At 68.1% G+C, this 25707-nt stretch carries 24 protein-coding genes, 2 tRNA genes and 1 pseudogene; 12 read left to right on the plus strand and 15 right to left on the minus strand.

The genetic code is table 11. The features are described 5' to 3' along the window. The first annotated feature begins 191 nt into the window (after positions 1–191). A pseudogene (locus BLV97_RS05415) lies at positions 192–1460 on the plus strand (IS256 family transposase). 207 nt (positions 1461–1667) lie between these two features. Here the strand turns inward: BLV97_RS05415 and BLV97_RS05420 are convergent. From BLV97_RS05420 to dksA, 4 genes are all read right to left on the minus strand, one after another. Next, positions 1668–1744, minus strand: a tRNA-Met gene (locus BLV97_RS05420). Between the two features lie 69 nt (positions 1745–1813). After that, the gene (locus BLV97_RS05425) at positions 1814–2527 is read right to left on the minus strand and encodes a sirohydrochlorin chelatase (RefSeq protein ID WP_035843584.1); all 714 of its coding nucleotides are present in this window, start codon (positions 2525–2527) and stop codon (positions 1814–1816) included. Positions 2528–2578: 51 nt separating this feature from the next. Next, positions 2579–3751 (minus strand): FAD-dependent oxidoreductase, encoded by a 1173-nt coding sequence (locus BLV97_RS05430; protein ID WP_035843582.1) that lies wholly within the window; start codon positions 3749–3751, stop codon positions 2579–2581. Positions 3752–4313: 562 nt separating this feature from the next. Further along, complete coding sequence (dksA, locus tag BLV97_RS05440) at positions 4314–4736, minus strand: RNA polymerase-binding protein DksA (protein ID WP_035843579.1); 423 nt, start codon at positions 4734–4736, stop codon at positions 4314–4316. Positions 4737–4935: 199 nt separating this feature from the next. Between dksA and BLV97_RS05445 the strand changes: the two genes are divergently transcribed. Then, positions 4936–5778 (plus strand): AAA family ATPase, encoded by an 843-nt coding sequence (locus BLV97_RS05445; protein ID WP_035843577.1) that lies wholly within the window; start codon positions 4936–4938, stop codon positions 5776–5778. Positions 5779–6062: 284 nt separating this feature from the next. Here BLV97_RS05445 and BLV97_RS05450 read toward each other — a convergent pair whose 3' ends face one another. The 3 genes from BLV97_RS05450 to BLV97_RS05460 all read right to left on the minus strand — a co-directional run bounded on the left by BLV97_RS05450 (position 6063) and on the right by BLV97_RS05460 (position 9388). Continuing rightward, positions 6063–7892 (minus strand): ATP-binding cassette domain-containing protein, encoded by a 1830-nt coding sequence (locus BLV97_RS05450; RefSeq protein WP_035843575.1) that lies wholly within the window; start codon positions 7890–7892, stop codon positions 6063–6065. Between the two features lie 114 nt (positions 7893–8006). Then, positions 8007–8747: a GNAT family N-acetyltransferase gene (locus BLV97_RS05455; RefSeq protein ID WP_035843572.1), complete on the minus strand. Its 741-nt coding sequence runs from the start codon at positions 8745–8747 to the stop codon at positions 8007–8009. A gap of 173 nt (positions 8748–8920) precedes the next feature. Continuing rightward, the gene (locus BLV97_RS05460; RefSeq protein WP_244520969.1) at positions 8921–9388 is read right to left on the minus strand and encodes an outer membrane protein assembly factor BamE; all 468 of its coding nucleotides are present in this window, start codon (positions 9386–9388) and stop codon (positions 8921–8923) included. Between the two features lie 191 nt (positions 9389–9579). Here BLV97_RS05460 and BLV97_RS05465 point away from each other — a divergent pair, with 191 nt between their 5' ends. The 9 genes from BLV97_RS05465 to BLV97_RS05505 all read left to right on the plus strand — a co-directional run bounded on the left by BLV97_RS05465 (position 9580) and on the right by BLV97_RS05505 (position 16118). Beyond that, on the plus strand, positions 9580–10200 hold the full coding sequence (locus BLV97_RS05465) for a YceD family protein (protein ID WP_035843589.1): 621 nt from the start codon (positions 9580–9582) through the stop codon (positions 10198–10200). Between the two features lie 203 nt (positions 10201–10403). Next, complete coding sequence (gene rpmF, locus BLV97_RS05470) at positions 10404–10610, plus strand: 50S ribosomal protein L32 (protein WP_035843571.1); 207 nt, start codon at positions 10404–10406, stop codon at positions 10608–10610. A 159-nt stretch (positions 10611–10769) separates the two neighbouring features. After that, positions 10770–11885: a phosphate acyltransferase PlsX gene (gene plsX, locus BLV97_RS05475; RefSeq protein ID WP_244520974.1), complete on the plus strand. Its 1116-nt coding sequence runs from the start codon at positions 10770–10772 to the stop codon at positions 11883–11885. Further along, positions 11882–12856 carry a beta-ketoacyl-ACP synthase III gene (locus tag BLV97_RS05480; protein WP_035843523.1) on the plus strand — a complete coding sequence of 325 codons (975 nt, stop codon included), beginning with the start codon at positions 11882–11884 and terminating at the stop codon, positions 12854–12856. The genes plsX and BLV97_RS05480 overlap by 4 nt, the downstream gene beginning before the upstream one ends. A 90-nt stretch (positions 12857–12946) precedes the next feature. Next, positions 12947–13249, plus strand: a complete 303-nt coding sequence (gene ihfA, locus BLV97_RS05485; protein WP_035843521.1) for an integration host factor subunit alpha — start codon at positions 12947–12949, stop codon at positions 13247–13249. A gap of 12 nt (positions 13250–13261) precedes the next feature. Further along, positions 13262–14347, plus strand: coding sequence for a MerR family transcriptional regulator (locus BLV97_RS21515; protein WP_051646116.1), 1086 nt, complete (start codon positions 13262–13264; stop codon positions 14345–14347). 65 nt (positions 14348–14412) lie between these two features. After that, positions 14413–14490, plus strand: a tRNA-Pro gene (locus BLV97_RS05495). A gap of 58 nt (positions 14491–14548) precedes the next feature. Then, positions 14549–15628, plus strand: a complete 1080-nt coding sequence (locus BLV97_RS05500) for a 2'-deoxycytidine 5'-triphosphate deaminase (RefSeq protein WP_035843519.1) — start codon at positions 14549–14551, stop codon at positions 15626–15628. A 25-nt stretch (positions 15629–15653) separates the two neighbouring features. Continuing rightward, positions 15654–16118: a hypothetical protein gene (locus BLV97_RS05505; RefSeq protein WP_035843518.1), complete on the plus strand. Its 465-nt coding sequence runs from the start codon at positions 15654–15656 to the stop codon at positions 16116–16118. Between the two features lie 326 nt (positions 16119–16444). Here BLV97_RS05505 and BLV97_RS05510 read toward each other — a convergent pair whose 3' ends face one another. From BLV97_RS05510 to BLV97_RS05545, 8 genes are all read right to left on the minus strand, one after another. Beyond that, positions 16445–16666: a hypothetical protein gene (locus BLV97_RS05510; protein ID WP_035843516.1), complete on the minus strand. Its 222-nt coding sequence runs from the start codon at positions 16664–16666 to the stop codon at positions 16445–16447. Positions 16667–16745: 79 nt separating this feature from the next. Next, positions 16746–17336, minus strand: coding sequence for an SMC-Scp complex subunit ScpB (gene scpB, locus BLV97_RS05515; protein WP_051646118.1), 591 nt, complete (start codon positions 17334–17336; stop codon positions 16746–16748). A gap of 83 nt (positions 17337–17419) precedes the next feature. Next, on the minus strand, positions 17420–18214 hold the full coding sequence (locus BLV97_RS05520) for a segregation and condensation protein A (protein WP_035843514.1): 795 nt from the start codon (positions 18212–18214) through the stop codon (positions 17420–17422). Then, the gene (nagZ, locus tag BLV97_RS05525) at positions 18207–19220 is read right to left on the minus strand and encodes a beta-N-acetylhexosaminidase (protein ID WP_035843511.1); all 1014 of its coding nucleotides are present in this window, start codon (positions 19218–19220) and stop codon (positions 18207–18209) included. Before nagZ ends, BLV97_RS05520 begins: the two co-directional genes overlap by 8 nt. Beyond that, positions 19220–20158 carry an SPOR domain-containing protein gene (locus BLV97_RS05530; RefSeq protein WP_035843510.1) on the minus strand — a complete coding sequence of 313 codons (939 nt, stop codon included), beginning with the start codon at positions 20156–20158 and terminating at the stop codon, positions 19220–19222. The genes nagZ and BLV97_RS05530 overlap by 1 nt, the downstream gene beginning before the upstream one ends. 73 nt (positions 20159–20231) lie before the next feature. Further along, the gene (gene argS, locus BLV97_RS05535) at positions 20232–21977 is read right to left on the minus strand and encodes an arginine--tRNA ligase (protein WP_035843508.1); all 1746 of its coding nucleotides are present in this window, start codon (positions 21975–21977) and stop codon (positions 20232–20234) included. A gap of 219 nt (positions 21978–22196) precedes the next feature. Further along, positions 22197–24041: a cation:proton antiporter gene (locus BLV97_RS05540; protein ID WP_092163976.1), complete on the minus strand. Its 1845-nt coding sequence runs from the start codon at positions 24039–24041 to the stop codon at positions 22197–22199. Next, positions 24038–25222 (minus strand): deoxyguanosinetriphosphate triphosphohydrolase, encoded by a 1185-nt coding sequence (locus tag BLV97_RS05545; protein ID WP_035843506.1) that lies wholly within the window; start codon positions 25220–25222, stop codon positions 24038–24040. Before BLV97_RS05545 ends, BLV97_RS05540 begins: the two co-directional genes overlap by 4 nt. Positions 25223–25303: 81 nt before the next feature. On the opposite strand from BLV97_RS05545, the gene BLV97_RS05550 reads away from it, so the two are divergent. Next, positions 25304–25630 carry a HesB/IscA family protein gene (locus tag BLV97_RS05550; RefSeq protein WP_035843561.1) on the plus strand — a complete coding sequence of 109 codons (327 nt, stop codon included), beginning with the start codon at positions 25304–25306 and terminating at the stop codon, positions 25628–25630. The last annotated feature ends 77 nt before the right edge of the window (positions 25631–25707 follow it).

The raw sequence follows: 25707 nt of genomic DNA on the forward strand, positions 1-25707 counted from the left end.
GCCGCCTGCTCGAGCCGATCGGGAACATCCCGCCGGCGGAAGCCGAGGCAAACTTCTACGCCGCGCTGGAAACTGAAGACATGGCCGCGTAACTAACCGAAATCAGCCTCCGGCAAACCCGGCGCGGTTCACGGGGACTATCCTGAATTTTGTGCTCTGGCGCGGTAACTGCTCTTAGAGGAGACCCACGTATGAGCATCGACAAAGACCTTCTGGACCGACTGATGGAGGGGCGTTCGCCCGGTGACTTGTTCGGCAAGGACGGCGTTCTTTCCGAACTGACGAAGGCGCTTGCGGAACGTGCGCTTAGCACCGAGATGGATGTTCACATTGATGAAGAGCGTGCCGAGGAGGCTTGCGGGGGCCGGAACCAGGCTCCCAATCGCCGCAATGGCAGCAGTCAGAAGACGGTGACCTCCGACAGCGGCAAGGTGGTTCTGGACATCCCCCGCGACCGCAACGGCACCTTCGATCCCCTGCTGATCGCCAAGTATCAGCGCCGCTTTCCCGAGTTCGATCGCAAGATCGTCAGCATGTATGCCCGGGGCATGACCACCCGCGAGATCCAGGGACATATCGAGGAAATCTATGGCGTCGAGGCGTCCCCTAGCCTGATTTCTGCGATCATCGACGCCGTGATGGAGGAGGTCACCGCCTGGCAAAACCGTCCCCTGGAGCCCAGCTATCCGATCGTCTTCATGGATGCGATCCGGGTCAACATTCGCAGTGACGGGGCCGTTTCGAACAAGGCGGTCTTCGTGGCCCTGGCCGTCCTGCCGGACGGCACGCGGGATGTGCTGGGGCTGTGGTTCCAGGCCAATGAGGGCGCCAAGTTCTGGGCCAAGGTGCTCAACGATTTGCGCAACCCAATCGTCGGGGAAACGATCCCCCGGATCGTTTCCTGACCCTCCTCATACGTCCAGGACATCCTGATCGCGGTCGTGGACGGCCTCAAGGGCTTCCCGCAGGCCATCGAGGCGGCCTTCCCCAAGACCCAGGTCCAGACCTGCATTGTTCATCTGCTGCGCCATTCCATGAGCTTTGCCAGTTACAAGGACCGCAAGGCCGTCGCCACCGCACTCAAGGCGGTCTACACGGCGGTGGACGCCGAACAGGCCGAAGCTGCGCTGACGGAGTTCGAGGACACCGATCTGGCCAGGCGCTATCCCGCCATCGCGCCGAGTTGGCGGAGGGCCTGGAACGAGGTCATCCCGTTCCTCGATTATCCACCCGAGGTGCGCAGGCTGATTTACACCACGAATTCCATAGAAGCGCTAAACTCGAAAATCCGACGCGCGGTCCGAACACGTGGCCACTTCCCAAGCGACGAGGCGGCGGCCAAGTTGATCTATCTCGCGCTCAATGCCACCTCCGTCGAGTGGAAGCGCTCAGTGCGCGAATGGCACGCGGTGAAAAGCCAGCTCGCAATCATGTTCGAAGAACGCTTCCCGATGGCGTAAAAAGGCGCCAGGGCACAAAATTCCGCACAGTCTCTATGACCGCTACGCCTCAACGCAGTCCAACGCCCCTTCCCCGTCCACGGAATTCGGGAGGGTCTTCTCGCCCCACCGCGGTCCATCGAGAACATTTTGCCACCCCAGCGGGGCAACACGACAAACTGAACCAACCGCGGAAGCGAGGAAGTCCAACAAAACAAGGGAGAAAAGTGGTAGCGGAGGAGGGACTTGAACCCCCGACACGCGGATTATGATTCCGCTGCTCTAACCAACTGAGCTACTCCGCCACTGGGTAGCGGCGGGATAATCAAGCACCGCCGGGGCGTCAAGGGCAAAACGCCCGGCGCGGGCGCAATTCATTCCGCTTGCGCAAGCGCCCCCGCGATCAGCGCCGGAACCTTGGGATGCGCCCCGATCGGCGCCAGCACCAGCCCCGTGAAACCCGCCTCGAAAAGCGCGCGCGGCACGTCGTCACGCACATGCCCCGCCGCCTGCGCGAAAAGCGGCAGGCACAGGCCCGGACCACGCGACCTTGCCGCACGCGCCACCTCGGTCAGGGACGGAGCCTCCTCGATCAAGCCCACCTCGACCCGGGCGAAGGCCCGGGTCGCAAGCCGGCGTGCCAGCGCGGCGGCCGCCCGCGCCGAGGCCCGCGCCACCGCACCGGGGCGGCTTGAGCCATGCGCCGCCAGCAGCAGGGTCGCGCGCGCCGGATCGAGCGCGACCGCCGCGGCCCCGGCTTCGGCGGCGGCGCGGGCCAGATCGGGAAGGCCGGGATCGGCGCCGAAGGGCGCCAGGCAGCGCGCGCCGCCCTTGCCTGCAAGGATCAGCCGGCGGGGAAGTTCGGTCGTGGTGAACCAGCCCGCGGACATGAAGAAGGGATAGATCAGCGGCGCGTCCAGCCCGTCCATGGCGTGCTCGAGCGCGCCCGGGGCGGCCAGCGTGGCGCCGCGCAACCGCCAGTCCGGCAGCAGCGCGCCCACCCGTGCCGCCAGATCCGCCATCGCGCGCTCCTGCGTGGCCGGGTCGGAGGGCGCCCCATGGGCGACCAGAACGGCCGAGCGGGTCATGCCGGTCCCCGCACAGGGCTTGTCGCGATCGAAGGTCGCCTGATCATCCGCCTATCCCTGCGTCACGTCGTGACCGTAGAGCCAGTCGAACCGCTTGACCGGCGCCATGGGCATCAGCGCGCCGCCCAGCCGCAGCCCGGCATGGGCCAGCGCCCGCGTCACGCCGCGCAGGTGGTAGGCCCGGGCATTGGTGTTCGCCGCCGCCACCGCGCGCTTCACCCGCCCCTCGCGCGCCGACTGATAGGCGGCAAAGCCGGCCTCGACATTGTCGGCGCGGGCCAGGCGATCGGCCAGCACCCAGGCGTCTTCCAGCGCTAGATTGGCCCCCTGGGCCAGGAACGGCAGCGTCGGATGCGCCGCGTCGCCCAGGATGGCCGCGCCGTGGCCATGCCAGCGCGGCGCCACCGGATGCCGGAACAGCCCCCACAGATGCACCACCTCGATCTGGTCGAGCCAGTTCCTCACCTCGGGGGTGAAATCCTCGAAGCTGATCCGCGGCGCGACCGGGTCGTCCTTTTGCGCCCAGCTTTCATCGGTCCAGCGGTGGCGTTCCTCCACCGCCACGATGTTGCGCAGGGTACCATTGCGCAACGGATAGCTGACCAGATGCCGCCCGGACCCCACGAAGACCTGCGCGACCGGCTGGGCGTCGGGCTCGGCCGGAATGATCGCCCGCCAGGCCACCTGATGGGTGAAGAAGGGCGTCACCTTGCCGTTGAGCGCGCGATGCACCTGCGAATGGATCCCGTCGGCCCCCAGCAGCAGCGGCACCTCGACGGTTTCGCCGCGCGCGCACATCAGCCGGGGCGGATGATCGCCCAGCTCGATCCCCGCGATCCGCGCGTCAAGCGTGACATGCACCCCCGCCGCGCGCGCCGCCGCCGCCAGCATGTCGATCAGATCGGCCCGGTGGATGAAGTAATAGGCCTGTTCGGGACGCAGCCGCCGCAGGTTCAGCCGCAGCACCGGCGCGCCCGACGCACCGTTGCGCAGCACCACCCCGTCCGAGCGGTCTCCGATCGCCGCCAGCCGCTCTCCTAGCCCCAGGCCGCGCAGCACCGCGGCGCCGTTGGGGCTGATCTGGATGCCGGCGCCGACCTCGCGGATCGCCTCGGCCTGTTCCAGCACGGTGACCTGCGCCCCGCGCCGCGACAGCGCGATTGCGGCGGCAAGCCCCGCAACTCCTGCGCCGATGATCGTGATCTTCGTTCCCGTGACTGACATCCCATTCCTCCGGCGACGTTGCCGTCCGCTTATGGCACATCGACATGCGGCCCGGTTTGACAGGGATCAATCGAAAGGCAAAGAGCGCGAAAGGTAAAGACGGCGCACAACCTGACGCGGCGTGAGGCCGCCCGCGCCTGCGCCCGCGGGACAATGCCTCCGGGCGCGGGGCCTCCGGGCGCGGGGCCTCCGGGCGCGGGGCCTGCGCCATTCAGCCGCCCTTGTCGCAGTTGCCGCTAGCCCGATCCGGGACGGCATTCCAGCGCCAGACCTGGAAGATGGGACACCCGGGCCGCCGCCGCGCGTTGGCCCAGACAACGCGTAGGGGCGTATTCCGGGCGGAGGTCCTGGCGGGCGTACCGGCTGCCTGTCGGGGGCTTGCGCGTGCGGCGGTCGGGGCGGGTCGTCTTGCCGCCCGCGGGCGCGCTTTCGAAAAGCCGGCGCACCGGGCACATCATATTGGGGCGCATCGCGTCGGGTCGGAACGGGGCGCATTGGAATGGGGCGCCGTGGACCGGGGTGACCGTAACGGGCGCCGCCCCTGCCATTCCCCCCCCGTCGTTCAATCGTCGCGGTGAACCTTTTCGCGGCGCTCGTGCTTTTCCTGCGCTTCCAGCGTCATCGTGGCGATCGGACGGGCATCCAGCCGCTTCAGGCTGATCGGCTCTCCGGTCACTTCGCAATAGCCGTATTCGCCGTTCTCGATCCGGCGCAACGCGGCGTCGATCTTGGCGACCAGCTTGCGCTGGCGATCGCGGGTGCGCAGTTCCAGCGCCCGGTCGGTTTCCTCGCTGGCGCGGTCGGCGATGTCGGGGACGTTGCGGGCGCTGTCTTGCAGCCCTTCGATGGTTTCGGCCGACAGATCGATGATCTCGGCCTTCCAGGCATTCAGCTTGCGGCGGAAATATTCCAGCTGCCGGTCGTTCATGAACGGCTCATCCTCGGCCGGCCGGTAATCTTCGGGAAGAAAGATCTCGGGCTTCATCTCTGCCTCCTCACTAGCGACAGAGCCAACCCGCGCGTGATCAATTCCTGGATCTTCGGTATTCGGCATCCGTCATCCCTTCGGGCGTCCCTATAGCCTCAGCAGCCCGGGTTGTCACTAGGGCACGACTTCGGTTGCGACAAAATCGGTGCGTGCTATGGTCCGTGCGAAACATCGCAGAGAAGTCTCGGGCAGCATTATGAAATTTACGTCAACGGAAAGCTATGTCGCGACCGAGGATCTCAGCCTTGCCGTCGACGCCGCGGTCGCGCTGGAGCGTCCGCTGCTGGTCAAGGGCGAGCCCGGCACCGGCAAGACCGAACTGGCGCGTCAGGTGGCCGACAGCCTGGGCCTGCCAATCATCGAATGGCATGTCAAATCCACCACCCGCGCCCAGCAGGGCCTTTACGAATACGACGCCGTCAGCCGGCTGCGCGACAGCCAGCTGGGCGACGAACGCGTGCACGACGTGGCGAACTACATCAAGAAGGGCAAGCTCTGGCAGGCGTTCGAGGCCGAGGGCCGCGTGGTGCTGCTGATCGACGAGGTCGACAAGGCCGATATCGAATTCCCCAACGACCTGCTGCAGGAACTCGACCGGATGGAGTTCTTCGTCTACGAGACCGGCCAGACGGTGCGCGCGCGCCACCGCCCCGTCGTGATCATCACCTCGAACAACGAAAAAGAGCTGCCCGACGCCTTCCTGCGGCGCTGTTTCTTCCACTACATTCGCTTCCCCGACCCCGACACCCTGCGCCGGATCGTCGAGGTCCACCACCCCGGCATCAAGGAGGCGCTGCTGACCGCCGCCCTGACCCGGTTCTACGAGATCCGTGAAACCCCGGGGATCAAGAAGAAGCCATCCACCAGCGAGGTACTGGACTGGCTGAAGCTGCTGCTGGCCGAGGATATGGACCCGGCCGATCTGAAGGCCGATGGCAAGAGCGCCCTGCCCCGTCTGCACGGCGCGCTGCTGAAGAACGAACAAGACGTGCATCTGTTCGAACGCCTGGCCTTCATGGCGCGGCGCGCAGAGCGGTAGGGGCGGATCGGCGCCCGAGCCGGGCAAGCGGCCTGTCCGTGGAGTGGCGCCCCGGACAGATCCGCGGCTTCATTCATGGTGCAGCCGCCGCCCCTTAGCCCCCGCGTGACAGACAGCAGCAAAGCGCCAGCCCGTCGTGCCAGAGGCACGCCACTTTTCGTCGGCACGCCAAAGGCACCCTGCTTTTCGTCCGCACGCCTTTGGCGTGACGCGACGGGCAGGCGCTTGCCCTGCGCCTTCGGCACGCACCGGGCTCTAACGGGGCCAAGCTCAAACCCGGCGCGTCACCCCGCGGCCTTCTCCTCCAGCGTCAGCCATTCTTCTTCCGCCGCGGCCAGCATTTTCTGCCGCTCGGCCATCATCTCGGTGGCCTTCTTGAACTTCACCGGCTCGCGGCCAAACAGCTCCGGATCAGCCAGAAGCGCGCCCAGCTTGGCGATCTCGGCCTCCAGCCGCTCGATCACGGCGGGCAATTCCTCTAGCCGGTGTTTCTCTGTGAAACTAAGGCCTTGCGACGCCTTCTTCAACTGAGGTGCGGAGTCGGTCACAGGCTTCGACCCGGTTTTCGCCTCAGTCTTCACGGCGGGCTTTTCCGGTGCCTCGGCCTCGCCCCGCTGGGCGCGATAATCGCTATAGCCCCCGGCATAGACCACCGCGCGGCCATCGCCCTCCATCGCGATCGTGGTAGTGGCGACACGGTCGATGAAATCGCGATCATGGCTGACCAGCAGCACCGTGCCGTCATAGTCGCCCAGGATTTCCTGCAGCAGATCCAGGGTTTCGACATCCAGATCGTTCGTGGGCTCATCGAGCACCAGCAGGTTCGATTCCTGCGCCATCAGCCGCGCCAGCAAAAGCCGCGCCTTCTCGCCGCCCGAAAGCGCGCGCACCGGCGCCCGTGCCTGGGCCTCATCGAACAGGAAATCCTTGAGGTAGCCCACGACATGGCGCGGCACGCCCCGCACCATCACCTGATCCGACCGCCCCGAAACACGCATGGTCGGATCGTTGGTCAGGTTTTCCCAAAGGCTGGCATCGGGGGCCAGCTGCGCCCGCGTCTGATCAAACACCGCGATCTGCAGATTGGTGCCCAGCCGCACCGTGCCCGCATCCGGCGCCAGCGCCCCGGTCAGCATCTTCAGCAGCGTCGTCTTGCCCACGCCATTGGGCCCGACAAAGGCCACCCGATCCCCGCGCTGCACCTTGATCGAGAACGGCCGCAGGATAAGCTTTTCCTCGAAAGCCTTTGAAATCTCTTTCGCCTCGATCACCAACTTGCCGGATTTCTGGCCCGCGTCCAGCGCCAGCGCCGCCGTCCCCTGACGCCGGATCTGCGCCGCCCGCTCGGTACGCAAGGCCTGCAAAGCGCGCACCCTTCCCTGGTTGCGCTTGCGCCGGGCGCTGATGCCTTCCACCGCCCAGCGGGCCTCGGCCTTGATCTTGCGGTCCAGCTTGTGACGCGCCAGATCCTCCTCTTCCCAGACGGTCTCTCGCCAGTCCTCGAACCCGTCGTACCCCTGGTCGCGGCGGCGCAGAACGCCCCGGTCAAGCCACAGCGTCGCCCGCGCCAGCGCCCGCAGAAAGGCCCGGTCGTGGCTGATCATGATAAAGGCCGAGCGGGTCTCGGCCAGCTGCGCCTCCAGCCAGCCGATCGCATCGATGTCCAGATGGTTGGTGGGCTCGTCCAGCAGCATCAGCTCCGGCGCCCGCGCCATCAGCCGCGCCAGCGCCGCGCGCCGACGCTCGCCCCCCGAGGCGGTGGCGACCGGGGTGGCAGGGTCGAACTTCAGCCCCTCGGCCGCCATCGCGACGCGGTAGTCCTCGCCCGGCTCCAACCCGTCGGCGGCGTAATCGCCCAGCGTCGTGAAGGCGGAAAGATCCGGATCCTGTTCCATATAGCCGACCGACACCCCCGGCCCCGCCACGCGGCTGCCCGCGTCAGGCTCGACCAGCCCGGCCATCAGCTTCATCAGCGTCGACTTGCCCGACCCGTTGCGCCCGACCAGCGCCAGCCGATCCCCCGGCTGCACGTTCAGATCGAGCCCGTCAAAGACCGGATCCCCCCCGAAAGTCAGAGAGATCCCGGAAAGCTGAAGAAGCGGTGCGCGTGCCATGGGGCGCAGCTAATCGCCCCGCACGCCAAGGTCAATCTCCCTTCTTCCCTTTCATCTTGGCCGAAATACTCTCGGGGAGCGCGAGGGGCAGACAGCCCCTCGTCCCCCGCCCCATCACCCCGCGACGCCGCGCAACAGCCGCGCGCGGGCCGGCGGGATCGCCCGGATCTCCAGCCCGGTGAACACATGCAGCGTGCCCAGGTCGCGATCCACCACCGCATGATCCGACACCCAGCCGCCCATCACCAGATAGGTGCGCAGCAAAGGCGGCATCGCCAGCATCGCGCGCTTGGCATCCGGCTTGCGCCGCCGCAGCACCCGCGCGAAGCGAAACACCTCGGGCGCGCGCACCCGCGGCAGCCAGCGCCGCGGCGCCAGGTGGCGTTCCTTCAGCATCGCGAAGGCGTCCAGATAGGCGCGCGCCTCGACCCCCGCGAAGGACGAGCAGCCAAACAGCATTTCCACCCCGTTCTCGTCGACATAGCGCGTCATCGCCCCCCAGGCGACGCGCAGGATGTCCGGATCGTGCCAGGCGGGATGCAGGCAGAAGCGGCCCATCTCGACCATCTTGCCCTCGAACGCGGCCAGAGCGGAAAGTTCGTAATATTGCGCCGCATAGCTCTGGCCGATCTCGGCGCCGCCTTGCAGCGGCAGGATCCGAAAGCAGCACACCAGCGTGCCCGAGCGCTGATCCTCGATCAGCACATGGGTGCAGCGGGGATCGAAGGCGTCCGCATCCATCCCTTCTTCGCCGCCGCCGCGAAACGCCATCCAGCGCAAGCGCTGCGCGGCGCGCAGGTCCTCGGGAGTGGCGGCGAACCAGGCCAGATAGGGGCCCCTGCGGAATGCCAGCATGACGCGATCTCCACCCCCGGCGCCCATGATCCTGCTCGGCGCCGGCGGGTGAACACAATCTATCACGAAAACTGTGACGCAACCACGAAGGCGCCTGCCGGGCCGGGACGACAGGGGCCGTGCCCCCGCCCCGGCTTACGCCGTCACCGGCGCGGGCCGGACCCCGCGCCGCGTCAGCCGCCGCTCTTGTTGAGGAACTGGCTGGCGTTGAACTTGCCGAGGCTGCCGAACAGCTGTTGCAGGAAGCCGATGCCCTGCACGCTGGGCGTCGTCACCCGACGGCTGAGCGTGACCACATGGCCCTGGGCAAGACCGAATCGTTCCACGTTGCTGACCCGCCCGGCCTTGTCGAAGCTGATCGCCACGACTTCGCGCTTGGTCTCCTTGCGCGGGCCCGCCCCGACGGTCTTGAACCAGCTCTGGACATAGAACCATTCTGCCGGCTTCATCAGCCCGCCAGTGGTCGGATCGCCGATCTTGCTGCGCACCGTGTCGCGGGTGTCCTTGCCCACCTTGATCTGGGAAAGCTCCGGTGCGTCAGGAACATAGCCATGGTTCGAATAGATCGGGCTGCAGGCGCCGAGCACCGCGATCGCCAGACCCAGCAATCCAACGCGCATCCGGGAAAGCGCCTGTCTCATCCCACCCTCTTGCCTTGCAGCCTCAAGCCTTTTATCCGGCTTATAGAAGGACGGGCGCGGGTTCAAGGAAGGAACGCGTGCCCGATCGCGCACCATCCGGCGCCGAAGTTGGGCCCGGGGCGACGGCACCCGATGCCCGGGCACCGCTTTGCCGCAGCACGCGCGCGCCCCGCAACCTGGAGACCGCAGCCATGACCGATCCCCTGCCCGTCTCGATGCCCCTGCGCGTCGCCGACCTGCCGGCGCGCAAACCCAAGCGCTTTGACCTGCGCCCCGCGCCCGAGATGCTGCCACTGATCGCCGGGCTTGTCGGGGCCGAGTCGGTCCGCAAGCTCAGCTTCAAGGGAGAGATCCGCCCCACCGGCAAACACGATTTCGTGCTCGAAGGCGATCTGGGTGCCACCGTGGTGCAGCCCTGCGTCGTCACCCTGGCCCCGGTCAGCACTCGGATAGAGGAACATGTGACCCGCCGTTACCTGACCGAGATGCCGGACCCGGTGGCGGGGGACGAGACCGGCCCCGACGGCGTCCCCATGCCCGACGACGACAGCGCCGAGCCGCTGCCCGAGGTGATCGACCCCGGCGCGGTGCTGCTGGAGGCCCTGGCGCTGGCGATGCCGCTTTATCCGCGCGCCGAGGATGCGGCATTGGACCAGGTCGATTTCGCCCCCCCCGGCGCCGCACCCCTGACCGCCGACGCGCTGAAACCCTTCGCGGGGCTTGCAGCGCTGCGCGAGAAGCTGGAAAATGGCGGCAACGGCGGCGATGACGGCGGCGATGACGGTGGAAGCGGCGGTGGCACGGCGGCGTGACCGGGGGCTCCGGTTCGCCGCCGGGCGCCCGGTCGGGACAGCGGACAGGGGGGCAGAAAAGACTTGCACCGGCTCAGAATCGCAGTATGTTCCGCGCCTCGATCAGATCGCGGGAATGTGTGCAACGCGGCAGGGGCCGCGCCGCATCTTCCCGCAGGTAAAGACACCGGGGCACGGCCCCTCAAAAGACCCGAGGTTGACACATGGCTGTCCCGCAGAACCGCGTTACCAAATCCCGCCGCAACATGCGCCGCGCGCATGACGCGCTGGTCGCCGCCAATCCGCATGAATGCCCGGAATGCGGCGAGCTCAAGCGTCCGCACCATGTCTGCCCGTCCTGTGGCCATTACGATTCGCGCGAAGTCGTCGCCGCCGTGGCCGAGGTGGATCTGGACGACGACGCGGCGTAAGTCTTCCCTGACGGCAAAGGGGCCGCACGGTGCGGCTGGAGGGAGACCGGCATGACGACCGGACCCGAAATCCAATCCGGTGCGGACAGCGCGCCCGCAAGGGCGCCGGTGCCGGCATCTAAGACCGCTGGGGGGCCCGTGGTGATTTCCGTCGATGCGATGGGCGGAGATCGGGGCCCGGCTGCGGTGGTCGCGGGGCTTGAGAAATTCGCCGCGCGCGATTCCGGCACCCAGTTCCTGCTGCATGGCGACGAGGCGATCCTGAAAAGCCTGATCGCCAAGCGCCGTCACCTGGCCGGCCGGGTCACGCTCCGCCACGCGCCGGGCGTGGTCACGATGGATGAAAAGCCCAGCCAGGTGGTGCGCAACGCCAAGGGCACCTCCATGTACGGCGCGATCGAGAGCGTGCGCGACGGCGAGGCCGAGGTGGCTGTCTCTTGCGGCAATACCGGCGCGCTGATGGCGCTGTCGATGATCCGCCTGCGCCGGCTTGCCGGGGTGAACCGCCCGGCAATCGCCTGTCTCTGGCCCTCGCGCAGCCCGACCGGGTTCAACCTGATGCTCGACGTAGGCGCCGACATCAAGGCCGACGCACGCGACCTGCTGCAATATGCGATGATGGGCGCCTCCTATGCGCGCAATGGCATGGGGATCGCGCGGCCCAGGGTCGGGCTGCTGAATGTCGGCACCGAAGAGCACAAGGGCCGGGCCGAACTGAAGCAGGCCAATGAGATGATCGCCGCCGCGACCGATCTGGGCGGGTTCGATTACGTCGGCTTCGTCGAGGGCGGCGACCTGCCGTCGCGCAAGGTCGACGTGATCGTGACGGACGGCTTCACCGGCAACGTCGCGCTGAAGACCGGGGAAGGCACCGCCAAGCTGATCGGGGATTTCCTGCGTGATGCCTTCAAGGCGACCCCGCTCAGCCGGATCGCGGCGCTTCTGGCCCTGACCTCGCTGCGCCGGTTCCAGAAGCGGATCGACCCGCGCCGGGTGAACGGCGGCGTGTTCCTGGGCCTCAACGGAACGGTGGTGAAATCCCACGGTGCGGCCGACGCGACCGGCGTCGCGGCCGCGCTGGAGCTGGCCTCGCAATTGGCGCGCTCCGGTTTTCAGGAACGGCTCGCGGCGCGGGTTGCATCCGCCCCGGCCCCGTTGCAGGATGCCGGCGCCGAGGGAACGGGGCCACAGACGGGGCCGCACGAGACCGGATCCGTCCAGGACGAACCGGATACCGGCCCCCAGGGGGATGGCAGCGAAAGTAGGGCTGAATGACAACACGCGCCGTGGTCGAGGGCGTCGGGCATTATCTGCCCGAGCGCGTCGTTCCGAACAGCGAATTCGAGGCGACGCTGGACACGTCCGACGAATGGATTCGGGCGCGGTCCGGGATCGAGCGGCGCCATTTCGCGGCCGAGGGTGAGACCACCTCGGACCTGGCCGCCGCCGCCGCCCGCGCGGCACTTGCCAATGTGGGCCTGGCCCCCGACGATCTGGATACGATCATCGTCGCGACATCGACCCCCGATCTGACCTTTCCTTCGGTCGCGACCATGGTGCAGGAACGACTGGGCATGACCCGGGGCTTCGCCTTCGATGTGCAGGCGGTCTGTGCGGGTTTCGTCTATGCGCTGGCCAATGCCAACGCGCTGATCGTGTCGGGCCAGGCGCGCCGGGTGATGGTGATCGGCGCCGAAACCTTCAGCCGGATCATGGATTGGACGGACCGCTCTACCTGCGTGCTGTTCGGCGACGGCGCCGGCGCACTGATTCTGACCGCGGCGGAAGGCGACGGCTCGGGGGCAGACCGCGGCATCCTGGCGACCGATCTGCATTCCGACGGGCGTTTTCGCGATATCCTTTATGTCGACGGGGGCGTGTCGAAGACCGGCACCACGGGCCATCTGCGCATGGCCGGCAAGGAGGTCTTCCGCCATGCTGTGGAAAAGCTTGCCGAAACCGCCCATGCGGCGCTGGAAAAGGCGCATCTGAGCGCCGCCGATGTCGACTGGATCGTGCCGCATCAGGCCAATATCCGCATCATCGCAGCGACCGCGAAGAAGATGGGCCTACCGATGGACCGTGTCGTGCTGACGGTGGCCGATCATGGCAATACCTCGGCCGCGTCGATTCCCCTGGCGCTGTCAGTGGGATGCCAGCGCGGGCAGCTCAAGCCCGGCCAACTGGTCGTGATCGAGGCGATCGGCGGCGGTCTGGCCTGGGGTTCGGTGGTTTTACGCTGGTAGGGCCGTCTCAACGGCCGCTTTTAAGCCATTGACATTGACTCGGAAAATCAACTCGCCCATCCTTCGCGCAACCAACCCCAGGGGGACGCGATGAGCGAGAAGACCTTGACCCGCATGGATCTGAGCGAAGCGGTGTTTCGCGAAGTCGGGCTGTCGCGGAACGAATCCGCGCAGCTTGTTGAAAGCGTATTGCAACACATGTCCGACGCGCTGGCCTCGGGCGAGACGGTGAAGATCTCGTCCTTCGGCACGTTTTCGGTGCGCGACAAGGCGGCGCGCGTGGGCCGCAATCCCAAGACCGGGGAAGAGGTGCCGATCCATCCCCGTCGGGTGCTGACCTTCCGGCCCTCGCATCTGATGAAGGACCGGGTCGCCGCCGGCAACCGAGGCTGAGGCCCCGCGCGGATGGAGAAGTCTCCCGACGCGTTCCGCACCATCAGCGAAGTGGCCGACGCCCTGGACACGCCCGCCCATGTGCTGCGGTTCTGGGAAAGCCGGTTCAGCCAGGTCAAGCCGGTGAAGCGCGCCGGCGGCCGGCGCTATTACCGGCCGTCGGACGTGGCGCTGCTGGGCGGAATCAAACATCTTTTGCATGACGAAGGCATGACGATCCGCGGCGTGCAGAAGATGCTGCGCGAACAGGGCATCCGCCATGTCGCGGCCCTGGGCGGCGCCGATGAGCCCGGCGAGACGATCGACGCCCCGCCGCCGCTTGCCGCCCCCGAGTCCGCGCCGGTCGACAATGTCGTGGCCATGCCCCCGGCCCGCCCCGAGCCCGCGCCCGAGGTGGAGCAATCCCCGGCCGAGGCAGCCCCGCACATTCCCGAACCCGAGGCGGAGCCTCCGCAGCCCGAGCCCCCGCACCTTGCGGCGCCCGAGGCAGAGCCCGTCCCGCAGCCCGAGCCCCCGCATCTTGCGGCGCCCGAGGCGGAACCCGCCCCGCAGCCCGAGCCCCCGCATCTTGCTCAGCCCGAGGCGGAACCCACCCCGCAGCCCGAGCCCCCGCATCTTGCCGAAGCCGAGCCGGAACCAATTCCGCAGCCCGGGGCCGAACCTTCGTCGCCGGACATGACACCGGACCTGGCACCGGACGCGGCGCCCGAATTCTCGTTCGGGGCCCCGACCGAGGCCGAGCTTGAGCAGGCATCAAGCACCACGCCCGAGCCGCGATCCGCCCCCGCCACGACGCCCGAGCCGGCCCCCGCCCCGGCCCCCGCCCCGGCCGCAGATCCCGCGCCGCAACCGCCCGGCCCGCCAAGCTGGGACGCCGCGCCGGCACCGGCGCTGACGGAAGCCACCGCGCCCGCCCTGCCCGATCTGCCGCCCGAACCGGATGATGCGGACTTGGCCGGCCCGACCGTTGCGGCGCGTCTGCGCGCATTGCCGCCGGACGCCGCGGGCGCCGATACCGAGGCATTGGCCATGCTGGCGGACCGGCTGAAGGCCTTGCGCCACAAGATGGCCGGTCACGCGCGGCGCAGCCACGGATGAGCGGCGCAAATTCATGCGCATTGGCCCTTGCCCCCGCCGCCAAATCCGTTATGTGTCCTCTCCGTCGGGCCGTGGCGCAGCCTGGTTAGCGCGTCCGTCTGGGGGGCGGAAGGTCGCGAGTTCGAATCTCGCCGGCCCGACCATCAAGGAACCGCCCGTATCCCCTTGGGGTGCGGGCGTTTCTCTATCCGGAGGGTCCCGATGACGACCGGCGTTCTGCCCGTGCAGGAACTGAATGCGATGATCGCCCAGGGCGCGATCTCGGCCGATCTGCCTTTCGCGGAGGGTCAGGTCCAGCCCGCCAGCCTCGATCTGCGGCTGGGCACGCGCGCCTACCGGGTGCGGGCATCATTCCTGGCCGGCACGCAGCGCCGGGTGGCCGACCGGATCGCCGAATTCCAGATGCATGAAGTCGACCTGACCGGCGGTGCGGTGCTGGAAAAGGGCTGCGTCTATGTCGTGCCGCTGATGGAACGCCTGGCCCTGCCCGAAGGCATCCAGGCAGTCGCCAACGCCAAAAGCTCGACCGGGCGGCTGGATCTGCTGACCCGCACGATCACCGACGGCGGGACCGAATTCGACCGCATCCCGCGGGGCTATTCCGGCCCGCTCTATGCCGAGATCTGCCCGCGTTCCTTTTCGGTGCTGGTGCGGCCGGGGATGCGGCTGAACCAGATCCGCTTTCGCCGCGGTCAGGCGGTGCTGTCGGATGCCGATCTGACCGATCTGCACGCCAAGGTGGGCCTTGTCAGCGGCACCGCGGTGATCTCGGACGGGCTGGGGTTTTCGGTGGATCTGAAGCCCGCGTCGGGCAGTCTGGTCGGCTACCGCGCCAAGCCCCATACCGGGGTGATCGACCTGGACCGCATCGGCCAATACGACCCGGCCGAGTTCTGGGAAGAGGTCCGCAGCCGCGATGGCCGCATCATCCTGGATCCCGGCGCCTTCTATATCCTGGTCAGCCGAGAGGCGGTGACGATCCCGCCCGACCATGCCGCCGAAATGGCGCCCTATCTGGCCATGGTGGGCGAATTCCGGGTGCATTACGCGGGCTTCTTCGACCCGGGCTTTGGCTGGGCCGAGGCCGGCGGCGCGGGTTCGCGCGGGGTGCTGGAAGTGCGCTGCCATGAGGCGCCCTTCGTGCTGGAACATGGCCAGGTGGTGGGCCGGCTCGTCTACGAGCGCATGGCCTCGGCGCCCGAAACGCTGTATGGTGCGGGTATCGCCTCGAACTATCAGGGTCAGGGGTTGAAACTGTCGAAACATTTCCGCGCGCCCTGACCGGGCCGCTTAAACGGAACCAGAGATGCGCCTTGTTTCCCGCGCCGTCCGTCCCGCCGCAGCCGCGCTGGCGCTGTCGCTGGCACTTGTCCTGCCCGCCGCCGCCCGCGCCGGCACCGCGCTGACCTTCGGCATCTATCTGTGGGCGACCCAGGGCGAGTCGCCGACCCGGGCGCAATATCTGTCCATCGCCGACGGCAAGACCGAGATCGAAACCGACGGCCCCGCCGGTTACAAAAGCACAACCCATCCCACCACCAAGCCCGAGACTGCGCTGATCGAGGCCGCGATCGAGAGCCGCATGAAGGCCCTGACCCTGCACCCAGGCCCGGCCCCGGCGATCCCCTATGTGGTGATCGAATGGAATTTCTCGCAAGATCAGACCCATAGCGAGGGCCGCGGGGTCTATGCGCTGAAGGACGTGCCGCCCAGCGTGCTGGCGCTGCAAAAGAAGATGTTCGGCGCCACCTACGAGGGCGAGGGCAACTGACCCCGGTCGGGGCGCGCACCCGCCCGTCGCGTGGCGCACCATGGCGCGAAACCAACGCCATTCATCGCCGCACGGAACCGCGCAGGCCGCCACCCGTGTTCAGATGCACCAAAGCGCCGGCCCGTCGCGCCAGAGGCGCGCCCTTTTGTATGGGGCCAGAGGTGCGCCCTTGTCGTGACGCGCGCAGGCGCGGCCTTGACGTGATTCACGCAGGCGCGCCCAACGGTCCGCAAAGACGGCCTGACCAGGCCCTGGCCGCGCGAAGACACCCCCTTCACGCGGGATGGAGAGGCGGGACAAGGCCCGCACCGCGCCGCACCGGCCCTTCAGAACCGCCCGAAGCGGCGCATCAGGCGCAGGGCCTGTCGGGCACGGCGGCTGGTTTCGCGGCCATCGGCCCCCTGCCCGGGACCAGAGGTCCCCCCGTCTGGACGGCCGCTGGCGCCGCGACGGCGCGACGCCAGGTCGATCCCCTTGTTGACACCGGTATTGATCAGCCGCCGCATCACCATGCGCACGATCATGTTGACTAGCTGGTTGGGGTTCATCGCCCTGCTCCCGTCTGTGCCTGCCCGTCCCGCCTGTGGCGCAAGATAGCCGCCCAGAGTGGCGAAACCATGGCGCCGGTCAATCCTCGAACAGCTCGCTCTGGCCAAGGCCCTGTTCGTCTTCCTCGGGCTCGGCCTCGGGCTTGCCGCCCATACCTTCGGGCAGCGCGCGGTTGTCCAGCAGCCCGGCGGCGCGCAACTCTTTCAGCCCCGGCAGGTCGCGCGCGCTTTCCAGCCCGAAGTGATCAAGGAAGTTCTCGGTCACCACGAAGGTCACCGGCCGCCCCGGCGTCATCCGGCGGCGGCCGAAGCGGATCCATTCCAGCTCGATCAGCTGGTCCACCGTGCCGCGGCTGACGGCGACGCCGCGGATCTCCTCGATCTCGGCGCGGGTGCAGGGCTGGTGATAGGCGATGATCGCCAGCGTCTCGATCGCCGCGCGGGAAAGCTTGCGCGTCTCGACGGTTTCCTTGTGCATCAGATGGCCCAGATCCGGCGCGGTGCGGAAGGCCCAGGCATCGCCCACCTTCACCAGCCGCACGCCGCGGCCCTCATAGCGGCGGCGCAACAGCACCAGCGCCTCGGCCGGGTCGGCGCCGTGCGGCAGCCGCGCCTCCAGTTCGCGCAGCGTCACCGGCTCGGCCGAGGCGAACAGGATCGCCTCGATCATCCGCTCCTGCTCGGCCAGCGGCGGGGCGGCGAACAGGCTTTGCTCTGCCTCCTGGGGCGCCTCGGTCGGGGTCGCGTCGTTCGTCACTCGGGCTTCTTCCGTATCTGGATGGGGGCGAAGGTCTCGCCCTGTCTTACCTCGATCTGGCCCCGCTTGGCGAGTTCGAGGATCGCGGCGAAATGCGCTGCCGTGGCCGACCGGCGCCGGGTGGGGTCGACCTCCCATCCCTCGGGCAGGTAGCTGACCAGATCGGTCCAGTCACCGGCATAGCCGATCAGCCCGCGCATCCGGTCAAGCGCCTGCTCCATGGTAAAGACATGGTCGCGGTCCATCACGAAGGGGCGGAAATCGTCTCGGGTGCGGATCCGCGCATAGCCCTGCATCAAATCCAGCAACGTGGCGGTATAGCGCACCACGCGGATGCGCTGAACGTCCTCGGTCAGGCCGCGGGCGAAGAAATCGCGGCCCTTCTGGTCGCGCGCCATCAACTGCGCCGCGGCCTCGCGCATGGCTTGCAGACGCTCCAGCTGGAATGCCAGATGGGCGGCCAGATCCTCGGCCGAGGGGCCGTCGTCCTGCGGATCGGGGGGCAGCAGCAGGCGCGATTTCAGATAGGCAAGCCAGGCCGCCATCACCAGATAATCCGCTGCAAGTTCGATCCGCAACACCTTGGCCTTGTTTACGAAAACAAGGTATTGCTCGGCCAGCTGCAGGACCGAGACCTTGCGCAGATCCACCTTTTGCGTGCGCGACAGCGTCAGCAACAGGTCCAAGGGCCCCTCGAAGCCGTCGACATCGACGATCAGCGCCTCGGCGGCCAGCCGGGCGGCAACGCTGTCGTCATTGGTCTCGCTGTCGCTCCAATCGCTGTCAGACATGCTCCGGCCCGCTCAGAAGGGCCTCAAGTTCGGCCTCCAGCGCGCCGATGTCAATCGGGTCGGGCAGATGGCGGCGGGCCAGCGCGGCTGCGGCCCGGGTTGCGGGGGCATCGGTCAGGGGGCCGACGGCGGCGGCCACGGCCTCCATCTCGGCCAGGTTGCCGTTGCAATGCAGGGCGATATCGCAGCCCGCCGCGACAGCACCCGCCGCGCGGCGCTCGATCGGGCCCGAAAGCGCCTCCATCGACAGATCGTCGCTCAGCAGAAGGCCCCGAAAGCCGATCTCCTGCCGGATGGCGGCGACCACCGCGGGCGACTGGGTGGCGGGCGAGACCGGATCGTAGGCGGCAAAGATCACATGGGCGCTCATCGCCATGGGCAGATCGCGAAGCGCGCGGAACGGCGCGAAATCGCTCTCGCGCAGGGTTTCGGCATCGGCGCCGACCACCGGCAGGTTCTGGTGGGTGTCGGCATTGCCGCGGCCGTGGCCGGGCAGATGTTTCATCACCGGCAGCACGCCGCCATCAAGGCAGCCCTCGGCCACCGCGCGGGCGATGGCCACGACCTGCGCCACCTGTGACCCGTAGCAGCGGTATTCCAGGAAAGGGTGGGTGTCCGGCCCGGCCAGATCGGCCACGGGGGCGCAATTGGTGTCGATGCCCACCGCGCGCATCTCATGCGCCATCAGGCGGTGACGCAGATACATCGAGCGCGCGGCGCGTTCGGGGCCGGCGCGGGCGATCTGGTCGCGCGGATCCATCCAGCGGCGCCAATGGGGCGGGCGCAGGCGCTGGACCCGGCCGCCTTCCTGGTCGATCATCACCGGCGCGTCGCGGCCCAGGCTGTCGCGCAGATCCGCCGTCAGGCGGCGCAGCTGCGCGGGATCCTCGATATTGCGGGCGAAAAGGATGAAGCCCCAGGGATCGGCGTCGCGAAAAAAGCCGCGTTCGCGCGCCGAAAGCACCGGCCCCGCGCAGCCCAGCACATAGGCGCCGGTTGCGGCCATCAGCGGATCGTCACCGGGATGCAGCCGGCATTCTGGGCCTGCAGCGCGGCGCAGAAGGCGCGGGCTTCGGATTCGGCGGCAAAACCGGCGGCGCGCAGCCGGTAGAACACCCGCCCGCCGCTTTCGGCCTGCTGGATCACCTGGCCGTGCTTGTCCATCAGCTGCCCGAACTGCGTCACGATCCCATTCCAGGCGCTCTGCGCGGCGGCGACGCTGGGATAGGCGCCAAGCTGCACCAGCCGCGTCCCGGGCCGCAGGCTGGCGGGGTCGATCGACACGGTCTTCAGCACCTTCGGCGGCTGGTCGATCGGCGCGGTCTGGCCCGAGGGCCGCAGCATCGGCCGGATCGAGTTGCGCACCGCCTCGGCCGTGCCGCCGGTGACCGGCTGGGGGCCCTCTCCGGTCAGCGCCTCGGTCGCGGCGCGGGCGGCGGCCAGGGCGACCTCGACCGGATCGCGGGGTTCGGCCGGCGCCGCGGCGGCGGGTGCGGCGTCGGCGCCCTGGGCCTGGCCTTCGGCCGCCGGCGGCGCGACCGCCGGGGCCGCCGCACCGCTTGCCCCGGTCGCATCGGGGTGGCCGGTTATGGCATCGGGGGCCATGTCGTCCGGGGACAGGGACACGGGGCTGGGCGCCAGTACCACGCGATCGGGTGGCGGCGGCAGCGGTTCGTCCGCGGCCACCGCATTCACCGCCAGGCCCACATTGCGCGCGATCTGCCCGCCCGGATCCTCGGGCGCCACCCGCATCGGGCCTTTCAGCGCCTTGATCACCGGCACCCCGGCGGCATCGCGGCGCACCAGGTTGTAACCCCAGACCCCGACGCCGATGATCAGCGCCAGCGAGGTCACCGCGCCGGCGATATTGATATAGCCTTGCAGGCCTCCGGGTTGCGGCCCGGAATGCGCCTGTCCTTGCCGATCGAATTCGATCTCCGCCATGTTCTGCTCTGCCTCATGGTCCCGCGCTCACGGGGCCGTCTTGCCTGCGTCGCACCGGCGGAGCGCCTGTTTTTCAGCGCATTTCCTCGACCGGTGTGACACCAAGGATAGCAAGACCGGCGGAAATGACAACCGCGACCGCCCGGGCAAGGGCGATTTTCGCCTGCGTCGCCTCGATATCGCCCTCTTGCACGAAGCGCAGGGCGGTATCGTCGTTGCCCTTGGTCCAGTGGCCGTGCAGATCCGAAGCCAGATCATAAAGGTAAAAGGCCACGCGGTGGGGTTCATGCCCGCGCGCGGCGATCTCGACAAGGCGCGGCCATTCGGCGATCTTGCGCGCCAGCTCCAGCTCGGCCGGGTGGGCCAGCGTATCGATCCCCGCCCCCGCCAGCGCCGCGTCGGAAGTATCGACCCCCATCTCGGCCGCGCGGCGCAGCACCGAACAGATCCGGGCATGGGCATATTGGACGTAGAAGACCGGATTGTCCTTGGATTGTTCCAGAACGCGCGCGAAATCGAAATCCAAAGGCGCGTCGTTCTTGCGGGTCAGCATGACGAAGCGGGTGACATCGGCACCGGCCTGTTCGACCACGTCGCGCAGGGTCACGAAGGTGCCCGCGCGCTTCGACATCTTGAAGGGCTCGCCGTTCTTGAAAAGCTTCACCAGCTGGATCAGCTTGATGTCCAGCGGCACGCGGCCCTCGGACAGCGCCGACACCGCCGCCTTCATGCGCTTGACATACCCGCCGTGATCGGCGCCGAAGATGTCGATCAGCTGATCGAAGCCGCGTTCCACCTTGTCGTAGTGATAGGCGATGTCGGGGGCGAAATAGGTCCAGGCGCCATCGGATTTCTTGATCGGTCGGTCGACATCGTCACCATGCGCGGTGGATCGGAACAGGGTTTGTTCGCGCGGCTCCCAATCCTCGGGGGTCTTGCCCTTGGGGGGTTCCAGCGTGCCGCGGTAAATCAGCCCCTTTTCCTCGAGGCTGGCGATGGCCTTCTCGATCAGCCCGGTGCCGTACAGGGATTTCTCCGAGAAATAGACATCCATCCTGACGCCCAGCATCGCCAGATCGTCACGGATAATGGCCATCATCGCCTCGGTGGCGAAATCGCGCACCTCCTCCAGCCATTCGGCCTCGGGGCGGTCCAGAAGGCCACGCCCGTATTTCGCCTTCAGCGCCTCGCCCACCGGGATCAGGTAGTCGCCGGGATAAAGGCCCTCGGCGATCTCGGGGCTCAGCCCGCAGGCCTCGCGGTAGCGCTCATAGGCCGACCGCGCCAGCACGTCGACCTGGGCACCGCCATCATTGATGTAATATTCGCGCGTGACGTCATAGCCCGCGACTTCCAGCAGGCTTGCCAGCGCATCGCCGAAAACCGCACCGCGGGTGTGGCCCACATGCATCGGCCCCGTGGGATTGGCCGAGACGAATTCGACATTCACCTTCGCCCCCTGCCCCAAGGTCGAGCGCCCGTATTCGGCCCCCAGCCCCAGCACGGCGCGGATCAGCTGATGCCAGGCGCCCGCCGCCAGCCGCAGGTTGAGGAAACCCGGGCCCGCAACCTCGGCGCTGGCAATCCTGGGGTCCTGGGTCAGCTTCGCGGCCAGCGCCTCGGCGATCTCGCGCGGCTTCATGCCGGCGGGTTTGGCCAGCACCATCGCGGCATTGGTGGCCATGTCGCCATGGGCCGCGTCGCGTGGTGGCTCGACCGTGACATTGGCGGTGTCGAGACCGGCGGGCAGCGCGCCCTCGGCTGCCATCGCATCAAGCGCTGCGATCACCTGGGCGCGGATCTGGGAAAAGAGGTTCATCGGTTCATCCTTGCGTTGGGCCGGGGTTTACCACGCGCAAGGGCCGCGTCAATGCGGCGCGCCTCCGGCGGGCGTATTTGTAGAACAATGAAAGGCTTCCCGCGGTAGCCGACCAAGTGGCCACCCACGCCCGAGGGCCGCCGCATCCGCACGTCACCCGGCGCCCATACTTGCTTTCATCGTTCCCCAAATACGCCTGCGGCCCCTGCCAGACGCGAGTCAGCCCGGCAGCCGCGCGCCTTCCTCGGCGGGGGGCGCGGCCGGTCCCTCGGGCGGCAGCATCGCGATCAGCCGAGTGCCGGGGGCAGATTTCACCTCGGCGTCGGCAGGCACGAAACGCAGCCGCCCGCCCGGCCCGATCCAGCCCAGAAGCATCGCGTCAGGGCGTTTATCGCGCCAGTCGGAATAGCCGAACTCCTCGGTCAGCCGGGTCACGCCGATCGTCCAGCCGTCGATCATGCGCTGCTCCAGCACCTCGGCCGTCTCCGAGCCCCCAAAGCTGCGCCCCCCCAGGGTCGAGGGCAGCGCGTGGCGGGCCTTGTCCTCCTGCTCGCGCGCGGTCTGATAGACGTTGTCGCGGCCGAATTCCGGGCCCAGATCGGTGGCGACCAGGGTGTTGTAGGCATCGTTGTCGGTGGCGGCGACGGCGGTGCCGAAGGCCACCAGTTCGACCGAATGTTCCGCCGCCTCGGACAGGATATCGCCCATGAAGACCGGCAGCCCGGCGCTGCGGGCGCGGCGCAGGCGGCGGTGGTTGGGGTCGGCCACCAGCACCGGAAGCTCCAGCGACGCCAGTGCCTCGGCCATGGCCACACCCCAGCGCGATGCCCCGATCACCAGCACGCCGGGCATCCCGCCGCCCAGCCCAAGCGCCCGCGCCAGCGGCTTCAGCGCGAAGCCGTGCAGAACCACCGTCACCGCAACCAGCACGAAGGCCAGCGGCCCCAGCAGCGTACCGTCATCGATCCCCAGCGCGTCAAGCCGGGCCCCGAACAGGGCCGCGACCGCGACCAGCACGATGCCGCGCGGCGCGGTCAGCGCGATCAGCAGGCGTTCGCGCCAGGGCACCGCACTGCCCGCCAGGGCAAGCGTGGCGGTCAGCGGCCGCACCACCAGGATGACCACCGCGACGAAGGCCCAGGCGTGCCAGTCCAGCGCGGCCAGCCGCCCCAGATCCAGCGAGGCGGCCATCAGGATGAACACCCCCGACACCAGCAGCACGGTCGCGTGTTCCTTGAAACGACGCAGCTCGTCATACGAGGGAAGGCCTGCGTTCGCGATCCAGACCCCCATCACCGTGACCGCCAGCAGGCCACTTTCGTGCAGCACCGCATCCGAGACCGCGAACACCACCAGCAGCACGGCGAACAGCACCGGCACCTTCATGTATTCCGGCACCCGGCCGGCCTGAAAGCCGCGCGACAGCGCCCAGCCCGCCGCCGCGCCCAGCAGGGCCGCCACAGCGATCCCCATGGCGAAATCCCCCACCGCCGCCAGCGGCGATGTCGCGGTGGCGGCGACAAGCACCACCTCGAAGGCCAGGACGGCGGCCAATGCGCCCAGCGGATCACCGACGATCGCTTCCCATTGCAAAAGCGCGGCGGGGCGGCGCGGCAGCCGTGCCTGGCGCAGCAGCGGCGCGATCACCGTGGGGCCGGTCACGATCATGAGGCCGCCGAAGACCAGGGCGCCGGCCCAACCCAGGCCGGCCACATAATGCAGCGCCAGCGCCGAGAACAGCCAGCCCAGCGGCCCGCCCAGATAGATCAGCCGCCGCACGCCCGCGCGCGCGTCGCCCAGCTTGGCGAAATCCAGGCTGAGGCCGCCCTCGAACAGGATCACCGCGACGGCCAGCTGGATCATCGGCCCCATCAGGTCGCCAAAGACATGAGCGGGATCGAACAGCCCCGCGACCGGCCCCACCAGCACCCCGGCGACCAGCATCAGCACAATCGCCGGCATGTGCAGCCGCCAGGCCAACCACTGTGCGCCAACGCCCAAAGCCCCGACCAGCGCGAAGGCCCCCGCCGGCCCCAGCGCCCCGGCTTCCGCCGCGACGCTCATGCGCGTGCTCCGCACAACCGGGCATGTTCGGCCAGCGCGAAACGGTCGGTCATGCCCGAGACATAGTCCAGCACGATCCGCGCCAGCGCGGTCTCGTCGCGCGCGCTTGCCACATCCTCGCGCCATTCCGGCGGCAGCTGCGCCGGATCGGACATGAAAAGCGGAAAAAGATCCTCGATCACGGCGGTTACACGCTTGCGTTCCTTCACCACCGAAGGTGCGCGATACATCCTTTTGAAAAGAAATGCCTTTACCGCCTTGATGTCTTGATACAGCGGTTTCGAGAACCGGATCACCGGCGTCCCCATGTCGCGGATCTCGGCCACGCTTCTGGGTTGGGCGGCCTCCAGCCGCTGACGCGCCACCTGGATCACGTCCTCGACCATCACCCCGAAGACCCGGCGCAGCGCCTCATGGCGCCGCCGCATCGGTTCCAGCCCCGGATACAGCTCATCCACGGCCTCAAAAGCCGGGCGCGTCACCGGCAGGTCCATCAGGTCTTCCTCGGTAAAAAGGCCCGAGCGCAGGCCGTCATGCAGGTCGTGGTGGTTGTAGGCCACGTCGTCGGCCACCGCGGCCACCTGCGCCTCGGCGCTGGCGTGGGTGTCAAGTTCCAGATCGAAGTCACGGTTCACCTCCTCCAGCGCGTAGGGCAGCGTGCCGCCCTCGGGCACCGAATGGGCGCCCTGCGCATGGGGGCCGGTCACCGGGCCATTGTGCTTGGCGATGCCTTCCAGTGTCTCCCAGGTCAGGTTCAACCCGTCGAAATCGGCGTAGTGCCTTTCCAGCCGGGTGACGATGCGCAAGGCCTGGGCGTTGTGATCGAACCCGCCATAGGGCGCCATCAGCGCCGCCAGCGCATCCTCTCCGGTATGGCCGAAGGGCGGATGGCCCAGATCATGCGCCAGCGCGACGGCCTCGGCCAGGTCGGTGTTCAGCCCCAGCGTGCCGGCGATGGTGCGCGCCACCTGTGCCACCTCGATCGTATGCGTCAGGCGGGTGCGGTAATAATCGCCCTCATGTTCCACGAAGACCTGGGTCTTGTGCTTGAGCCGCCGGAAGGCCGAGGAATGGATGATCCGGTCGCGATCGCGCTGGAACGCGGTGCGGAAGGTCGAGTAGCTTTCGGGGAAATGGCGTCCGCGGCTGTCTTCGGGGCGGCACGCAAAGGGGGCGAGCATATTCCTGCCTGTTCTTGTCGGGTCCATGCCGGACCTCTATATGTGATGCGTGAACAGAATGATACGGGCCTTGAAATGAGTCTGAACCTTCCCCCCCACGTTACCGACCGTGCCTTTGCCCGGCTGGCCGAGATTGCCACCGAAGTCGACGGTCCCACGGCGCTGCGTGTCGCGGTCGAGGGCGGCGGCTGTTCGGGGTTCCAGTACGATATCCGCCTGGACGAGCCGACCGAGGACGACCTGGTGCTGGAAAAGGACGGCAGCAAGGTGCTGGTCGACAGCGTGTCGCTGCCGTTTCTGTCCAATGCGGTGATCGACTTCTCCGACGATCTGATCGGCGCGCGCTTCGTCGTCGAGAACCCCAACGCGACCTCGTCGTGCGGCTGCGGTACTTCGTTCTCGATGTAGGGGGCGAACCGGATGCGGGCGGTTTCGCCGAGGCGACCGCCATGCCCCCGCTCGGGCCGGGGCGGCACGTTGCGGCG

Origin of the sequence: Allgaiera indica, assembly GCF_900106675.1 — a bacterium.
Lineage (GTDB): Bacteria > Pseudomonadota > Alphaproteobacteria > Rhodobacterales > Rhodobacteraceae > Acidimangrovimonas > Acidimangrovimonas indica.

Coding starts and splice junctions, on each gene's coding strand:
- scpB (WP_051646118.1), bottom strand. CDS start 17,336: ATGATCGAGGCGATCCTGTTCGCCTCGGCCGAGCCGGTGACGCTGCGC.
- dksA (WP_035843579.1), bottom strand. CDS start 4,736: ATGAAGCCCGAGATCTTTCTTCCCGAAGATTACCGGCCGGCCGAGGAT.
- BLV97_RS21515 (WP_051646116.1), top strand. CDS start 13,262: ATGGAGAAGTCTCCCGACGCGTTCCGCACCATCAGCGAAGTGGCCGAC.
- plsX (WP_244520974.1), top strand. CDS start 10,770: ATGGGCGGAGATCGGGGCCCGGCTGCGGTGGTCGCGGGGCTTGAGAAA.
- BLV97_RS05465 (WP_035843589.1), top strand. CDS start 9,580: ATGACCGATCCCCTGCCCGTCTCGATGCCCCTGCGCGTCGCCGACCTG.
- BLV97_RS05545 (WP_035843506.1), bottom strand. CDS start 25,222: ATGCTCGCCCCCTTTGCGTGCCGCCCCGAAGACAGCCGCGGACGCCAT.
- BLV97_RS05530 (WP_035843510.1), bottom strand. CDS start 20,158: ATGGCGGAGATCGAATTCGATCGGCAAGGACAGGCGCATTCCGGGCCG.
- argS (WP_035843508.1), bottom strand. CDS start 21,977: ATGAACCTCTTTTCCCAGATCCGCGCCCAGGTGATCGCAGCGCTTGAT.
- rpmF (WP_035843571.1), top strand. CDS start 10,404: ATGGCTGTCCCGCAGAACCGCGTTACCAAATCCCGCCGCAACATGCGC.
- BLV97_RS05450 (WP_035843575.1), bottom strand. CDS start 7,892: ATGGCACGCGCACCGCTTCTTCAGCTTTCCGGGATCTCTCTGACTTTC.
- ihfA (WP_035843521.1), top strand. CDS start 12,947: ATGAGCGAGAAGACCTTGACCCGCATGGATCTGAGCGAAGCGGTGTTT.
- BLV97_RS05460 (WP_244520969.1), bottom strand. CDS start 9,388: ATGAGACAGGCGCTTTCCCGGATGCGCGTTGGATTGCTGGGTCTGGCG.
- BLV97_RS05510 (WP_035843516.1), bottom strand. CDS start 16,666: ATGAACCCCAACCAGCTAGTCAACATGATCGTGCGCATGGTGATGCGG.
- BLV97_RS05505 (WP_035843518.1), top strand. CDS start 15,654: ATGCGCCTTGTTTCCCGCGCCGTCCGTCCCGCCGCAGCCGCGCTGGCG.
- BLV97_RS05425 (WP_035843584.1), bottom strand. CDS start 2,527: ATGACCCGCTCGGCCGTTCTGGTCGCCCATGGGGCGCCCTCCGACCCG.
- BLV97_RS05480 (WP_035843523.1), top strand. CDS start 11,882: ATGACAACACGCGCCGTGGTCGAGGGCGTCGGGCATTATCTGCCCGAG.
- BLV97_RS05520 (WP_035843514.1), bottom strand. CDS start 18,214: ATGTCTGACAGCGATTGGAGCGACAGCGAGACCAATGACGACAGCGTT.
- BLV97_RS05455 (WP_035843572.1), bottom strand. CDS start 8,747: ATGCTGGCATTCCGCAGGGGCCCCTATCTGGCCTGGTTCGCCGCCACT.
- nagZ (WP_035843511.1), bottom strand. CDS start 19,220: ATGGCCGCAACCGGCGCCTATGTGCTGGGCTGCGCGGGGCCGGTGCTT.
- BLV97_RS05500 (WP_035843519.1), top strand. CDS start 14,549: ATGACGACCGGCGTTCTGCCCGTGCAGGAACTGAATGCGATGATCGCC.
- BLV97_RS05540 (WP_092163976.1), bottom strand. CDS start 24,041: ATGAGCGTCGCGGCGGAAGCCGGGGCGCTGGGGCCGGCGGGGGCCTTC.
- BLV97_RS05430 (WP_035843582.1), bottom strand. CDS start 3,751: ATGTCAGTCACGGGAACGAAGATCACGATCATCGGCGCAGGAGTTGCG.
- BLV97_RS05445 (WP_035843577.1), top strand. CDS start 4,936: ATGAAATTTACGTCAACGGAAAGCTATGTCGCGACCGAGGATCTCAGC.